Here is a 14,881-nt window from a genome sequence, read left to right as displayed (position 1 = left end):
ATTTTACTCGTAAAATAAAATTAATAATGTTCCAATAAGTTCTATAAATCCAATAACTATTATAACTGCAAACTGTCTCTTATTAGGCTTTGGAACCTTGAAGTTACCTACAAACAAGATGGCCACGATAAACATAAGCCAGAAATAGAAGATTGTTAAATCTGCTCTTGTAAACCAGTGAATAACAAGTGTAAGAGGGAAAATTAAAGCTGCTGTTGTAACAGGAAGGCCTGTGAAATATGCTTTACCTTTAATCTTGGCCTCTTCAGCACGCTCATCTGTTGTAGCATTGAAATATGCCAAACGAATAAGAGCTGCAAGTACGTAAAAGGCTGCAATTGATATTAAAAGAAGAACCAATGAATAATGTTCTGGTCTTTCAGCATTTCTTCCCAAATCTGTAAGAATACCACTAACTCTAAGCTGCGCCACACCGATAGAAGCTGGAAGCACACCAAAGCAAATCAAATCTGAAAGAGAATCAATCTGAATACCAAATTCCTTCTCCATCTCTGTTCTGTCCTTTTTTGTACGGGCAACCTTTCCATCAAAACCATCCAGTAATCCTGAGAGCATCAAAAATAATGTTCCACAATAAGGATGTCCAATACCTGTCATAGTAACAATGATTCCTACTACTCCTGATATGGTCGATAAATATGTCAAAATAACAGTATAATCGTAAACGCCTATCATTATTTATTTCTTCCTTTCAAATATCCTATTAAAGTAATTACACCACTCAAGGTGACGCAAATATAAAATGTAAGTCCACGGCTAATCATATCAAGATTAAAGGCCATGTCCTTTGACATGATACTAGAAAATCCATCAATCATCAAATAATCTGCAATGCCAAGTGCCCCTGGAATCGGAACATAATTATATCCGATAGTAATCAGGCATTGCTTAGCAAACAGTACTGGCGACAGTTTAGCATCTCCTCCTGTAGCAATAAATACAAGAGCTGGAACAATAATCTGAGATGCTCTTTGAATAACGTTCCAGAAAAATGCCTTTATCATAATTCCTCTTTTTCCAGCTATCATTACTGAGCAGTTTTCATAATCTTTTTCTATTTTTTCAAGCTTTTCCAGCTTTGGCTCCAGTCGGTGAAATACCTTTTTAGAATGTAGGAAATGAAGAAATCTTCTAATTACCCTAAATATCCTTTCTCCACCTCTAAGCATAGACAAGAATATCAAAGATAAAATACTTAATCCAACAAAACCCAATCCAATAAAGATTTTTGAAGATAATTTAAAAGCAAAAAATGCTCTTGGTGAAATCACTATTGCTATTATTCCTAAGAACACTATTGCAGCATTATACATCATAAGATTTAGTACAAGTGCCGCTGATGTAACTCCTCCTGGTATGCCATCTCTAATCATAAAAAATGCACTGGCAGGCTGGCCACCAGTTGCAGATGGCGTGATTGCAGAAAAATATACATCTGAGGTACTGTACAACAATCCTCTTTTAAAGCTTCTTTCATGAGATATAGAATTTAATATCGAGCAAAGGGCTATTGCTTCAAAAATTACATAACTGAATGCAGAGATAATCGCTGCTATCATCCATTTTTTGTCAGCGCCCAATATCAATTCCATTAATTGTGCAAAGGACATGCTTTCGTTTTGCTTTAACAGGGCCCATACCGTCAGCACTGATAAACCAAGGGTGAAGCACATCCAAAACAATTTTTTCACCACGTTTTTATTCATTGTAATTTCCTGATTCGTTTTCTATAAATTATAGATATGCATTCTTTTTTATACAATATTATACTACACATTTAATGATTCTTTAGATTTGCATTTAAACTTTTATTTATTTATTATTAAATTATCTTGATGAATGGAGGAAATACTATGGGCGAAAGACTTACCCAGGGGGATATTGATAAAATCCAGGCTGAGATTGACGAGCGAAAGCTTGTTATCCGTCCAAAGCTTTTAGAGGAAGTAAAGGAGACCCGTGCACAGGGCGATCTTTCTGAGAACTTTGAATATCATGAGGCGAAGCGTGCTAAAAATATGAATGACAGCCGTATTCGCTACTTAGAGAAGATGCTTAAATTTGCCGAGGTTGTTGATGATAGTAGTGCTGATGATGAAGTTGGCATTAACAACACTGTTACTATCTATATCCCAGAGGATGACTGTGAGGAAACCTACAAGCTTGTTACATCAATCCGAGGTAATTCCCTTAAGGGACTTATTTCTATTGAATCACCTCTAGGTGCTGCCATCCGTGGAAAGCACGTAGGTGACAGAGCCATGGTAAAAGTAAATGACGATTACTCTTATGAAGTAGAAATACGTAAAATTGATAATTCTACTACCGATGAGGACGATCAGATAAAGCGCTATTAATATCGACATTTTAAAAGGCACCGGAATTAACCGGTGCCTTTAGTTTTTGAAGCTTTCTATTCTTCTACAAACATTTCTTCAGTTGCTTCACGATTCTCTTCTACAGAACTTAATACTTCCTCTGTCTTTGATTCAGGAATATCAACCTTCTTTGATACAAAGTAAAGCGCTATCAAGCAAAGCACAAGTCCTATTACAGCTCCAGGACCACCAACAACCTCTAAGATATATCCGCCCAATCCATTGTGGAATGCATGTCCTATGATTGTTGGAATTATAGAGTTAAACTTATATGCTATATAACCATATACCATTCCAAGTGGAATAGCATATATTCCCTGAACGATGTTTGCATGCATTATTCCAAAGCATATTCCACTAATTATCATGCATCCAATAAGTCCATAAGACTTCTTGGTTCTTTTCATGATAATTCCTCGTACTGCCATCTCTTCAGATAATGGTGCACCTACGATTATAGCGATAAGCCCCAATGCGTTATCTGTAAGTCCACCCATTACCTGTGTAAATTCTTCAACCACCTCAGGGATTGCCAAATTTACAAGTGTATATGTAGTAAATAATGCAAAGGAACCAGTAAGAATCAATATTGCAACAAATAAGAGGTTATACTTATTTTCAAATTTCTTGCTTACAGGCTCATAAGTACCCTCAAGCTTTTCCTTTTTTACAATTCCAAAGTAATACCAGATTGCCATAACAGCAATAACTACTATCTCTCCAACAAACTGTGCATTTGCCATCAGACCTTCTTTTTCTGTCAGCAAAGTAAGTATATCTGTTGTATTAGTCATACCTTCCTCTGTAACTGCCTTCATCATTTCTGGAAATAAAACTATATACTGCCCGATAGTTAAAACTACAAAAAAACAATCATTACAAGTATCGAAAACAGTATCGCCTTAACCTTGCCTGATTTCTTTTCCATATACATTATCCTCCATTATAATAATTAAAAACTTTTAACTATTTTATCTGTTTTGCCACAAAAAGTCAAAAATGGCGCCGCGAAATGCGGCGCCACATTCATTTAGAATAATTATTCTTCCGGTTTGGCTGCAGGCTTTCCATGCCTCTGCTGATAGACCATAGCCAGCATGTCAGACTGGTACTTATCGTCATCGCTTAGTTTCCTGAGTTTATCCTTTATGTCTGCTTTTCGTGCCCGACAAACATCAAGTTCCTTTAATAATTGAGCCTCTTCATCTTCAAAGATCTTTAACTCTCTTTTTAGAGATTCAATATCTCGCCTTGTATCAGCATCTAACATGGTGTCCTACCTCCCCTTATTACATGTAATATCTCGATTAGGCTTTTAAGTCCTGGCGTACCAAAGCCTTCTTTAATGCTATCTCAGCTCTCAGCACATCTATTCCGTCGTCCTTGTTTGCCAAGCGCTCTCTAGCTCTGTCTTCTGCGCTGCGGGCTCTCTCTAAGTCAATCTCTTCTGGCCACTCAGCTATTTCAGCAAGTAAAGTTACCTTATCAGGCAGGACCTCAGCAAGACCTGCGTGCACTGCGGCCTTCTTCTCAGACTCTGCCTCATGGATTGTACAAATGCCCGGCGCAATAACAGTAGTCAAAGGAATGTGCTTTGGAAGCACACCAATCTGTCCCTCGACTGTATTAAATTCAACCATTGTAGCCTCCCCTTCATAAAAGGTCCGCTCAGGCGTAATGATTGATACTTTAAAGGTGTTATCTGCCATAAGCCACCTCCTACTTAGCGTTCATCTTGGCACGAACCTCGTCGATTGTACCTGCATTGAGGAAGTAACTCTCTGGAATATCATCATGCTTACCTTCAAGAATCTCCTTGAAGCCACGTACTGTCTCAGCGATTGGCACATACTTTCCTTCGAGACCAGTAAACTGACCAGCTACGAAGAATGGCTGTGACAAGAATCTCTGAATCTTACGAGCACGGTTAACTACAAGCTTATCCTCTTCTGAAAGCTCATCCATACCAAGGATAGCGATGATATCCTGTAATTCTTTATACTTCTGAAGAATCTCCTGAACACCACGTGCAACTGTAAAGTGCTCCTGACCTACGATACGTGGGTCAAGGATACGAGATGTAGAACCAAGTGGATCTACCGCTGGATAAATACCAAGCTCGGCGATAGAACGCTCAAGAACTGTGGTAGCATCCAAGTGCGCGAAAGTTGTAGCAGGAGCTGGATCTGTTAAGTCATCGGCAGGAACGTATACGGCCTGAACCGATGTGATAGATCCGTTCTTTGTAGATGTGATACGCTCCTGAAGAGCACCCATCTCTGTCTGAAGTGTTGGCTGATAACCAACGGCTGAAGGCATACGACCAAGGAGGGCTGAAACCTCTGAACCAGCCTGAGTAAAACGGAAGATATTATCGATGAAAAGAAGCACGTCCTTTCCACCCTTATCTCTGAAGTACTCAGCCATTGTAAGTCCAGTAAGACCTACTCTCATTCTAGCTCCTGGTGGCTCGTTCATCTGACCGAAAACCATGCAGGTCTTGTCGATAACGCCTGACTCCTTCATTTCATAGTAAAGGTCATTACCCTCACGAGTACGCTCACCTACACCTGTGAATACTGAGTATCCACCGTGCTCTGTAGCGATGTTATGGATAAGCTCCTGAATAAGTACGGTTTTACCTACGCCGGCACCACCGAACAATCCAATCTTACCACCCTTCTGGTAAGGGCAAAGAAGGTCAACGACCTTAATACCTGTTTCAAGCATTTCTGTTGAAGTTGCCTGTTCCTCAAACGCTGGAGCTTTTCTATGAATTGGCATTTTATCAACACCCGTAGGTGCTGGCTGTTCATCAATAGCTTCACCAAGTACGTTGAAAATTCGTCCAAGTGTAGCCTCACCAACAGGAACTGAAATTGGAGCTCCTGTAGCAACTACATCCATTCCACGTACTAAACCGTCTGTAGGACCCATGGCAATACAACGAACTGTATCATCACCCAAATGCTGTGCTACTTCCACAACCAGTCTCTCACCGTTATCTCTTGTGATTTCAAGAGCATCGTTGATTTCTGGAAGTTCGCCTTCAGCGAACTTTACGTCAAGTACGGCACCGATGATCTGAGTGACTTTACCAATATTATTTGCCATTTTTTCACTCCTATCTTCTTTAAGATAGTGCCTCTGCACCAGCGATAATCTCGGTCAATTCCTGAGTAATTGATCCCTGGCGGGCACGATTGTATTTTAATGATAGATCACTAATGATTTCCTCAGCATTATTTGTTGCTGAATCCATAGCCTGCATTCTGGCACCATTTTCTGAAGCAACAGCTTCAACTAAAGCACCATATACAAGTGAAGTCACATACTTTGGAACAATGAGGTCTAAAGCTTCCTCTTCGTTTGGCTCGAAATTCATAAGAGCCTCTGCGCCGGAAGTCTTTGCTGCCTCAACATCCTCTTCTGCGATTTCAGCAGGAAGCAGCTTCATAAGCTTTGGAATCTGGCTAACTGTATTTTTGAAGTGTGTATAAACAAGGTAAATCTGTCCGATTTCCCCGCTTGAATATGCTTCAAGGACATCCTTGCAAATAGCCATCGCATCTGCATAGGTAGGAGCCTCCATAACTGGAGAGTAATCCTTCTCCACGGTGTAACCCTTGTGGGCAAGGCTGTCACCACCCTTATGTCCTATTACGTAAAGCTTCACATCCTCAGGCTTCATCTCAGAACCAGTTATCATCTTTACAATATTAGAATTGTAACCACCTGCCAGACCACGGTTAGATGTGATGACAATTACGCCAATCTTATCAGAACCATTGTCTCTAAGGTATTTATTGTTAACTGTTCCTGCCTTGGCAAGCATACTGCAAATCGTATTATACATAGCGTTGAAATACGGTGTAGTCTGCTCTGCCTTAGAACGTGCCTTCTGGAGCTTTACTGTAGATACAAGCTTCATGGCCTTAGTGATCTGCTGAGTGCTTGATACACTCTGTTTTCTTCTTTTTATGTCTCTCATTGAGGCCATAACAGATCACCCTCCTTACTTGTAAGTCTTCTTACACTCCTCGATAGCCTTGATTAGCTTCTGTTCCATGTCATCCTCAAGAACCTTTGTAGTCTTAATTGACTCTGGAATCTCAGGATACTTGGTATCAACAAGATCAAACAATGCCTTCTCGAAAGCCTGAATATCTGCTGTTGGAATGTCAAGCAGATACTTCTTAGTAGCAGCATAGATAATCATAATCTGATACTCTACTGGCATTGGAGCATACTGTGGCTGCTTTAACATCTCCTTGATTCTTTCACCTTGTGCCAGCTTCTCAGCTGTATCGGCATCAAGCTCTGAACCAAACTGTGCGAAAGCTGCAAGCTCACGATACTGAGCCAGCTCTACACGGATAGGAGCTGCGATTTTCTTCATAGCCTTAATCTGAGCAGAACCACCTACACGGGATACAGAAAGACCTGCGTTAACGGCTGGTCTGAAACCTGCGTTGAAAGCTTCTGTCTCAAGATAAATCTGACCATCAGTAATTGAGATAACGTTTGTAGGGATGTATGCAGATACATCGCCTGCCTGTGTCTCAATGATAGGTAATGCTGTAAGTGAGCCACCGCCCAACTTATCAGAAAGTCTAGCTGCACGCTCAAGAAGTCTTGAGTGTAAGTAGAATACATCACCTGGGTAAGCCTCACGTCCTGGTGGACGACGAAGAAGTAATGACAGTGTACGGTATGCAGTAGCATGCTTACTTAAATCATCATAGATGATAAGTACGTCCTGTCCATTCTCCATCCACTCCTCACCGATAGCACATCCTGAATAAGGAGCGATATACTGTAAAGGAGCAAGCTCTGATGCTGTAGCGGCAACTACTGTTGTCCAGCTCATAGCACCATATTCTTCTAATGTTTTAACAAGGGCTGCAACTGTTGAAGCCTTCTGGCCAATTGCGACGTAAATACACTTTACGCCCTGTCCCTTCTGATTGATGATTGTATCGATTGCGATAGCAGTCTTACCAGTCTGTCTATCACCGATAATAAGCTCACGCTGTCCACGTCCAATAGGAATCATGGAATCGATAGCTTTAATACCTGTCTGCAGCGGAGTATCTACGGATTTACGAGAGATAACGCCGGAAGCAACACGCTCGATTGGACGGAACTTTGTTGTCTCAATAGGTCCCTTTCCATCGATAGGCTGTCCAAGTGCATTAACTACACGTCCAAGCATTGCGTCACCAACAGGAACCTCAACTACACGACCAGTTGTCTTTACCTGATCACCTTCGTTGATGTTCTTATCGTTTCCTAAGAGAACACAACCAACATTGTCTTCCTCAAGGTTTAAGACCATGCCATAAACTTCGCCAGGGAACTCTAAAAGTTCGCCCTGCATAGCGTTCTGTAATCCGTGAATACGTGCAATTCCATCGGCAACCTGAATAACAGTTCCTACGTCTGCCACGTCAAGCTGCGCTGCATAGCGTTTCATTTGCTCTTTAATAACCGAGCTAATCTCTTCTGGTTTTAAATTCATGGAGCGCATTCACCTACTTTCAATTGAATATTTGATAACTCGTGTGACAATTTACTAATCTGAGTTTTGACAGAACTGTCAATAACTCTATCTTTAATGCGAATTACCATACCCCCGATTAAATCAGGGTCTACTGTATAGTCCATTACAAATGAACTGTACTCAGTAGTTTGGAGTAAACGCTTCTCGACATCTGATTTCTGTGCATCAGTAAGCTCAAATGGAGTTGATACAAAGGCACGTCCGATTTTCTTGAAATCGAAAACCCTGTCGATGAAGTAGTTAAGTACTTCAACTATATCCTTGATGTGGTCCTTCTCCTCAAGCATGCGAAGAAGTCCAACCATCTCATTACTTACTCTGCCTTTGAAAACGTCGTCGATTATCTGAAGCTTTTCTTCTTTATTGATCTTTGGATGATTCATCATTTGAGAAAAGCCGTCATTTGATTTAACAACCTCTATAACCCCTTGGGCTTCATTTAAGAAGTCGTCGACCTTTCCTGTTTCCACGGCTAGCTCAAACAACGCATCACCATATACGTTTGAGACTAATTTAGCCATGTGTTTTCACCCATTTCCTTAAGAGTTTGCTCAACCAAGGTGTTTTGGATAGTTGTATCGATGTTTTCAGCTACAACCTTCTGTGCCATAAGAGCGGCTACAGAAATCATCTCCTGCTTAACATCATCAGCAACCTTCTTCTTCTCAAGCTCAGCTTCCTCGTTAGCTCTTGCTACGATTGCTGCTGCTTCTTCCTTGGCTTCGTTAACAATCTTGGTTTCATTCTTCAAGGCCTTTGCTCTTGCTTCGCTTAAGATTTCATCCTTTTCTTTTCCGATATCTCTAAGCTTTGCTTCATATTCCGCCTTTAGCTTTTCTGCCTCTTCCTTATCTTTCTTTGCATCTGCAATATCCTTTGCAATGCCATCCTTTCTGTCCTTTAACAGCTTTCTTGCTGGATTGAACAAGAGGTTTGACATTATAAGGAATAGGAAGAATACTGCAATGGCTAAAAGCGCAGCATCATTAAGCAATTGAAAGTCCAAGTCAAATAGTCTTTCCAAAACTTTTAGCCCTCCTTTTTATAATATTTCTTCCTAGTGTAAATTAACCAACTAATGGCTGTACAAAGAGTAACAGAAGGGCGATAACCAAACCGTAAAGACCTGTTGTCTCGGCAACGGCCTGACCAAGTAACATAGTAGACATAATCTGTCCCTGTGCTCCTGGGTTACGTCCAACGGCTGATGCACCGTGACCAGCTGCGATACCTTGTCCGATACCAGGACCAATACCAGCGATAACTGCGAGACCAGCACCGATTGCTGAACAAGCTTTAATTAAGTCTGTACCTGTAATGTTCATAAATGTTTTCCTCCTAAAATATAGATTTTAAATTTTAAGAATCCCCATAAGACTGGGTTATGTATGTCATTGTTAACATACAAAATACGTAGGTCTGAATTGCACCTGAGAAAATATCAAAGTAAACATGCAATGCTGCAGGCCATACTAGTGCGAATTTTCCTAGCAATCCATAAACAAGACCCATAATGATAGTTCCTGAAAGAACGTTTGCAAACAAACGCAGTGACATTGATATAGGTACTGCTATATCAGAAATCACGTTGATTGGCAGCCAGATAGGCAGCCATGGTGGCAGTGGTGAACATTTGTCGATCCAAATGTCCTTTGCACTCTGATGCCTTACCTTTACTACATGGATGCAAACAAAGGTAATTAATGCAAGTGCCAGTGTTGTACCGTAATCGGCTGTTGGTGGTCTTAGGCCAACTAAACCAGATAAATTAGATACCAAAATAAAACAGAAAATGGTACAAATCCAGTTTGCAAACACTGGTGCGTGCTTACCCATACTTCCTTCCACTACAGAATCCAGTAACCCGACTATGAGCTCCAGGATGCTTTGGAAGGTATCAGGAACTTCAGTGGCGTGCTTTAGCTTACGATTGGCAATGATAGAAAAAAGCACCAATGAAAGCCATACGATTAAAATGCAAACATGAGAGGTTGTAATCCAAACCTCCTGTCCAAATACTTCATACTTGAACAAGCCTTTTATCATGTCCACAGTATCGCTTGAGGCCAGCAAAATTCCTTCTGTCACACTTTCACCTCCTTTATAAAATTTTTCTTATTCATCCTCTATCTATGCTTGATGCCTAGATAAATCTTTATTAGCAAAGGCTGTGCGTATGCACTAACCTTGAGCCCAAGTACACCGATAAGCGCCGTAAACATATTTCCAAGCTTAAAAAACGCCATCGTAAACATAATTGCACATAAAACCAGATAACGCATAACTGACTTGAAGGACAGATATTTTTCGTGTCCCTCGCCAATTCGTACTGATTCCTCAATAATCATTGAAATGTGAATGGCCATACCTACTGCGCACCCAATTCCAATTAAAAGACCAGTTGTATATCTGATTTTATCGCTGACAAACCAAACTCCAATCAGCTCAACAAGTAGTCCGTATGCAAGTATTCCTAAAACCAAACCCGGCAGGGCCTGATTTAGTCGCTTCATCCATTTAATCATGTCATATCCTTATTCAATTATTCCCCTGAGCTTTCGCTTTTCTTCTCCTTAAGAGCTTCCTCCTCCAGTCGTCTCGCCCGCTGTCCTGGAGATTCCTCGTTTTTCAGGTACCCCTTTACCGACCGGTAAGCTCCATTAAAAGCTGCTAATATACCAATTAAAATTCCTGCTATAGAAAAACCCTTTACTTCTGTTTTTGTTGAGATAAAGGTTCCAATTACCGTACAAAGCAAGATTGGCACTATTACGTTTATTCCAAATTGAAGGACCATTACCAAAGAATTGGCCACTTCATTATTTGTTTTTCTTCTGTCCCTCATTGATGCTCCTTATTCCGGCATTAGAGCGTCATAGAAATCTCTCTACCGGTGTGCTCATATTGACGGAACTCTACACCTGCAGCACGAAGCATTCTCTTTGATGCAATTACTGATGGTGTATTTTCATATTTATCACTATCGTAGATGATAGTTTTGATGCCTGACTGAATGATAGCCTTGGCACATTCATTACATGGGAAAAGTGACACATACAGCTTTGAGCCCTCAAGTGAACCACCTCTGTAGTTCAAAATCGCATTAAGCTCGCTGTGTGTTGTATAGAAATATTTATTTTCCAGAGGGTCCCCTACTCTAGCCCAAGGGAACTCGTCATCTGAACAACCATTTGGAAACCCATTGTAGCCCATAGAAAGAATCTTGTTATCCTGGCTTACAATACACGCTCCAACTTGTGTGTTTGGGTCTTTCGATCTCATACCCGATAATACTGCAACGCCCATAAAGTATTCATCCCAGCTAATATAATCTAGTCTCTTGTCACTCATGGTCTCTCCTCCAATACATTTGTGTCTTATGTTTCTAGTAACTTTATTAATTTCTCAATCGATACCTTCAAAACTTCATAACACAAACCGTAGGTTTGCACTGAACCACCATAAGGGTCCATAACTTCAAGCTCATCCCCCACAAGCTCATTGAGAAGTCTGGTGTTTTCCTCGGTGGCATTTGTATATTCACTTAATATCTTCTGCCTTTGGGTCTCCTCCATCGTAATAACCAGCGTATTCTCGGAAAAATCCGATTCCTGCAACTGCTTCGAGGAGTAATCCTTAAGCTCTATACCATTACTGATAAGTACGGCTTCCGCCTTTTGATTTAGCGGCTCCGGAAACTGAACAATAAGCCCCCTGGACTCGCATATAATCGGTCGGCTATGCGGGAAGCTGTGGAAAATCGCCGTCGCCATAGGCGACCTTGACGTCCCGCTACCTGACGCGAAAATCACTCTGTTAATATTATTCATTTTTATTCTCCCAAAATCCCGCCTGCCTTAGACCTCTATAGTCTTCTGGCCTGCTGCTTTAAGCAACCTGTTCATAATTGCCTGCCCCATCTTTGGTGTTGCAAAGCTTTCTGAATAAATTATATCTACATCCAACTCATCAAACTGTCTAAGGATATCGTAGAGATTATGAGCGATACTCTGCTCTTCCTCTCTGTCTCCGATGATTAGTACCTGACCCCTTCCATATCTGCCCGCAGTTGCAGATGTGGCAATGATACCAACCTTCTTTCCATCCTCTTCAGCCTTAGCTGTAAGTTCATTGATAGTGGATATAACTCTGTCTTCTTCACCTGAAACGATTGTTAAATCGCCCTTTGGTGCGTAGTGCTTATATCTCATTCCTGGAGCCTTAGGCTTTGCACCTCCCGTGGTGCCCTTGTCGTTGTAGACAATGCCTGGATCCATTCTAACCTCTCCAACAACCTCTTTTAGCATATCCATATTGATATAGCCTGGTCGAAGGATAGTCACTACATCCTCTGTTAAATCAACGATAGTGGATTCCAATCCTATATCTACTGTTCCACCATCTAGTATTGCTTCTATTTTTCCAGATAAATCCTCATACACATGACTTGCCTTTGTAGGGCTTGGTCTGCCTGAGGTGTTAGCACTTGGCGCTGCTATCATGCAACCACTCTCCTCAATAAGAGCAAGTGCCACTGGATTGTTTGGCATTCTGACTGCTACTGTATCAAGACCACCAGTGGTCTCATAAGGTATTACTTCGTTTTTGTTGCAGACCATTGTAAGTGGACCTGGCCAAAAGGCATCTGCCAGCTTCTTAGCTGTCTCAGGTAAATCCTTTGTAATCTGCTCTAACTGTTCAAACTTAGCTATATGTACAATTAAAGGGTTATCCGATGGACGACCCTTTGCCTGATATATCTTTCTCGAGGCTTCTTTATCGGTAGCGTCTCCGCCTAATCCGTATACTGTTTCGGTTGGAAATGCTACCAACCCACCATTTTTCAAAATCTCAGAAGCCTCTCTGATATGTTCTATATTGATTGGCTCCTCAGAAACATCCATAATCCTAGTAATCATACTCAAAATTATAACACTTTTCCCTTAGAACACAATCTTTTTAGCTCTGTGAAAGTCCCGTAATCACGGGGAAAATTATGATTTTTTTGTGTTTTTTGTGCGTCTTTAAAGGTATTTTGCAATTATGTTCCATACACCTGTACTGTCAAAGCCTTTCTTCCAGAAAGCTCCTCCTGCAAGATTATATTTGTCCATAACTTTAAGCTTTTCTTCGATAGAAGTTTCATCTTCTACCCAAATTTTATATGTCACATCATTCTTAGTACTCTCACCATAGTACTGACCCATACTGTCATCCCAGGTTGTTGAGATACCGTTTGTCTTCAAGTAACTCTGTATAGCATTCATGCCATAGGCTGTACTACTTACGCTTCCATCTGACTTCACTTCCCATACTCTACAGTAGAATGGCATTCCAAGAATTACCTGCTCAGCTGGAACCTCATCAAGAGTAGCCTTTACACCTTCATCTACCCAACCAAGAGAAGCAACTGAACCAGCCTCTTCGCTTCCTGAATAATGCTCATCATATCCCATAATTATCACATAATCTGCATATTTAGCCTGCTCGCTTCTGTTATAAACACCAGATGAAGCGGTCGGTACATAATTATCAACAGAAAGGATAATATCATTCTTCTCACACTTGATAGAAAGCTCTTTTATAAACTGGATGTAACCATCTCCAGCCTCTGCTGCAAGCTGCTCTATATCTACATTAATACCATCAAGACCATGTGTAATAGCCTGGGCTATAAGATTGTTTACAAGATTATCTCTTGCTGAAGTTGTGTTGAGGACGGTCGTAGTATCTACACTTGCATCCTCAAGGTTGCTAACAAGACCCCAAACCTGCACATTATTGGCGTGACAAATACTCACATAATTACTGCTGGCAATGGAAGCTATTCCACCCTTGTTATCACTAAGATGGAACCAGGTTGGAGAAATTACTTTTATGTTTCCTGAATTTGCAAGAACATTAGCAATATCTCCATTTGCCGCCTGTGATGTCACCTGATGCCAAAGTAAGGAGATATCATTTCCAATAGAGATATGCTTGTATTCTCTTTCATCGCCTACGTTGTAATCTACATTTCCCGATATTTCAAAGGCTCTGTTCTTAATGTATCCGCATACTCCATTATCAGAGAAAACATAACTCCACTTTCCTGTGTCACGGAGAACATATATCTGGTCGCCCTTTTTAACATCCTCTAATACTGGACTCTTTGGACCATTTAGCTTTCTAATCTGAGACTTACGGGATACTATTCCGATGTCATATTTCGTTCCATAGGTATTTACAAAAATTCTATCTGGATTATCAAAATAGTCTATATTGCCCTCTCCGATAAGAAGATTAATATAATCTACAGCAACATAGGCAGTTCCATCCTGGGCTACAACTGCTGGATGGCCAAGAGAATTGTTACTCTTATCTATGAAATAGTCACTACTGCCAACTGTGGCTGTATACACCTCAATATCAGTAGCGTATCTCAGGGTCACCTCTGTGCTGTCATATACAAAACCATCATCTAAATGATCTTTAAGAAATCCAATTTCAAGATATGGCTGGCCATCCTTTACTATAGCGTATCCGTAAGGACTATCTTCCTCTAGCTTTTGAAATTCTCCATTCAGAACAACCGCCGCTTCATTATCATGATTAACACTAAAATATTCAGCTAAATCCATATGTTCCTTTGTAGGAGCATATTTTTTTACATAGGCGATTCCACCAACCAATAAAACTGTAGCCAAAACTGCTATAGCAATATAAACATACCCTCTGGGTATTCCTCTTCTTCTTTTTCTCTTTCGGTAGCTCATAGCTTCCCCCTCTTTTAACTAATATTTCCTGTAAAGTATAACAAAATAGGTCATTAAATTCCACTTTCTACGACCTGTTGGGTAGTATTTACAAATAAAAAAAGAGCGGTATAACCGCTCTAAATTAACCACTTTGCATACATCTTTACATAATCCCCTATTCC

Annotated in this window: 19 protein-coding genes; 1 reads left to right on the top strand and 18 read right to left on the bottom strand. The window is 40.6% G+C overall.

Features of this window, described 5'->3' with window-relative positions; all coding sequences use genetic code 11:
- Positions 1–3: 3 nt before the first annotated feature.
- Positions 4–696: a CDP-alcohol phosphatidyltransferase family protein gene (locus tag BLP54_RS04925; RefSeq protein WP_090167355.1), complete on the bottom strand. Its 693-nt coding sequence runs from the start codon at positions 694–696 to the stop codon at positions 4–6.
- The gene (locus BLP54_RS04920) at positions 696–1,727 is read right to left on the bottom strand and encodes a lysylphosphatidylglycerol synthase transmembrane domain-containing protein (protein WP_090167353.1); all 1,032 of its coding nucleotides are present in this window, start codon (positions 1,725–1,727) and stop codon (positions 696–698) included. The genes BLP54_RS04925 and BLP54_RS04920 overlap by 1 nt, the downstream gene beginning before the upstream one ends.
- A gap of 147 nt (positions 1,728–1,874) precedes the next feature.
- Between BLP54_RS04920 and BLP54_RS04915 the strand changes: the two genes are divergently transcribed.
- Positions 1,875–2,378, top strand: a complete 504-nt coding sequence (locus BLP54_RS04915; protein ID WP_090167350.1) for a GreA/GreB family elongation factor — start codon at positions 1,875–1,877, stop codon at positions 2,376–2,378.
- Positions 2,379–2,434: 56 nt separating this feature from the next.
- On the opposite strand, the gene BLP54_RS04910 is transcribed toward BLP54_RS04915, so the two are convergent.
- From BLP54_RS04910 to BLP54_RS04835, 16 genes are all read right to left on the bottom strand, one after another.
- Complete coding sequence (locus BLP54_RS04910) at positions 2,435–3,193, bottom strand: CPBP family intramembrane glutamic endopeptidase (RefSeq protein ID WP_176754471.1); 759 nt, start codon at positions 3,191–3,193, stop codon at positions 2,435–2,437.
- 245 nt (positions 3,194–3,438) lie between these two features.
- On the bottom strand, positions 3,439–3,669 hold the full coding sequence (locus tag BLP54_RS04905; RefSeq protein WP_090167345.1) for a hypothetical protein: 231 nt from the start codon (positions 3,667–3,669) through the stop codon (positions 3,439–3,441).
- A gap of 37 nt (positions 3,670–3,706) precedes the next feature.
- On the bottom strand, positions 3,707–4,108 hold the full coding sequence (gene atpC / locus BLP54_RS04900) for an ATP synthase F1 subunit epsilon (protein ID WP_090167343.1): 402 nt from the start codon (positions 4,106–4,108) through the stop codon (positions 3,707–3,709).
- 10 nt (positions 4,109–4,118) lie between these two features.
- Positions 4,119–5,513 (bottom strand): F0F1 ATP synthase subunit beta, encoded by a 1,395-nt coding sequence (gene atpD, locus BLP54_RS04895; RefSeq protein WP_090167341.1) that lies wholly within the window; start codon positions 5,511–5,513, stop codon positions 4,119–4,121.
- Between the two features lie 19 nt (positions 5,514–5,532).
- Entirely contained in the window at positions 5,533–6,399 is an 867-nt protein-coding gene (gene atpG, locus BLP54_RS04890) for an ATP synthase F1 subunit gamma (RefSeq protein WP_090167339.1), read from the bottom strand.
- Positions 6,400–6,414: 15 nt separating this feature from the next.
- Positions 6,415–7,920 carry a F0F1 ATP synthase subunit alpha gene (atpA, locus tag BLP54_RS04885; RefSeq protein ID WP_072916959.1) on the bottom strand — a complete coding sequence of 502 codons (1,506 nt, stop codon included), beginning with the start codon at positions 7,918–7,920 and terminating at the stop codon, positions 6,415–6,417.
- Complete coding sequence (gene atpH, locus BLP54_RS04880; protein ID WP_090167337.1) at positions 7,917–8,483, bottom strand: ATP synthase F1 subunit delta; 567 nt, start codon at positions 8,481–8,483, stop codon at positions 7,917–7,919. The genes atpA and atpH overlap by 4 nt, the downstream gene beginning before the upstream one ends.
- Positions 8,471–8,986 carry a F0F1 ATP synthase subunit B gene (gene atpF / locus BLP54_RS04875; RefSeq protein WP_090167336.1) on the bottom strand — a complete coding sequence of 172 codons (516 nt, stop codon included), beginning with the start codon at positions 8,984–8,986 and terminating at the stop codon, positions 8,471–8,473. The genes atpH and atpF overlap by 13 nt, the downstream gene beginning before the upstream one ends.
- A gap of 43 nt (positions 8,987–9,029) precedes the next feature.
- The gene (gene atpE / locus BLP54_RS04870) at positions 9,030–9,287 is read right to left on the bottom strand and encodes an ATP synthase F0 subunit C (RefSeq protein ID WP_090167334.1); all 258 of its coding nucleotides are present in this window, start codon (positions 9,285–9,287) and stop codon (positions 9,030–9,032) included.
- A gap of 34 nt (positions 9,288–9,321) precedes the next feature.
- Complete coding sequence (atpB, locus tag BLP54_RS04865; RefSeq protein ID WP_176754470.1) at positions 9,322–10,050, bottom strand: F0F1 ATP synthase subunit A; 729 nt, start codon at positions 10,048–10,050, stop codon at positions 9,322–9,324.
- Between the two features lie 38 nt (positions 10,051–10,088).
- A complete protein-coding gene (locus BLP54_RS04860; RefSeq protein WP_090167332.1) occupies positions 10,089–10,487 on the bottom strand; it encodes a hypothetical protein in 399 nt (132 codons plus the stop codon).
- Between the two features lie 17 nt (positions 10,488–10,504).
- Positions 10,505–10,807, bottom strand: a complete 303-nt coding sequence (locus BLP54_RS04855) for an AtpZ/AtpI family protein (protein ID WP_090167330.1) — start codon at positions 10,805–10,807, stop codon at positions 10,505–10,507.
- Positions 10,808–10,827: 20 nt separating this feature from the next.
- Positions 10,828–11,313: a deoxycytidylate deaminase gene (locus BLP54_RS04850; RefSeq protein WP_072916977.1), complete on the bottom strand. Its 486-nt coding sequence runs from the start codon at positions 11,311–11,313 to the stop codon at positions 10,828–10,830.
- Between the two features lie 26 nt (positions 11,314–11,339).
- A complete protein-coding gene (locus BLP54_RS04845) occupies positions 11,340–11,792 on the bottom strand; it encodes an arsenate reductase/protein-tyrosine-phosphatase family protein (RefSeq protein ID WP_028247231.1) in 453 nt (150 codons plus the stop codon).
- Between the two features lie 27 nt (positions 11,793–11,819).
- Positions 11,820–12,881, bottom strand: coding sequence for an L-threonylcarbamoyladenylate synthase (locus BLP54_RS04840; protein WP_090167328.1), 1,062 nt, complete (start codon positions 12,879–12,881; stop codon positions 11,820–11,822).
- A 105-nt stretch (positions 12,882–12,986) separates the two neighbouring features.
- Entirely contained in the window at positions 12,987–14,717 is a 1,731-nt protein-coding gene (locus BLP54_RS04835) for a glycosyl hydrolase family 18 protein (protein ID WP_090167326.1), read from the bottom strand.
- Between the last annotated feature and the right edge of the window lie 164 nt (positions 14,718–14,881).

The organism is Pseudobutyrivibrio sp. 49 (assembly GCF_900100545.1).
Taxonomy (GTDB): Bacteria; Bacillota; Clostridia; order Lachnospirales; family Lachnospiraceae; genus Pseudobutyrivibrio.
Note: the sequence above shows the minus strand (reverse complement) of the source record. Positions and strands in the feature narration are given on the sequence as shown.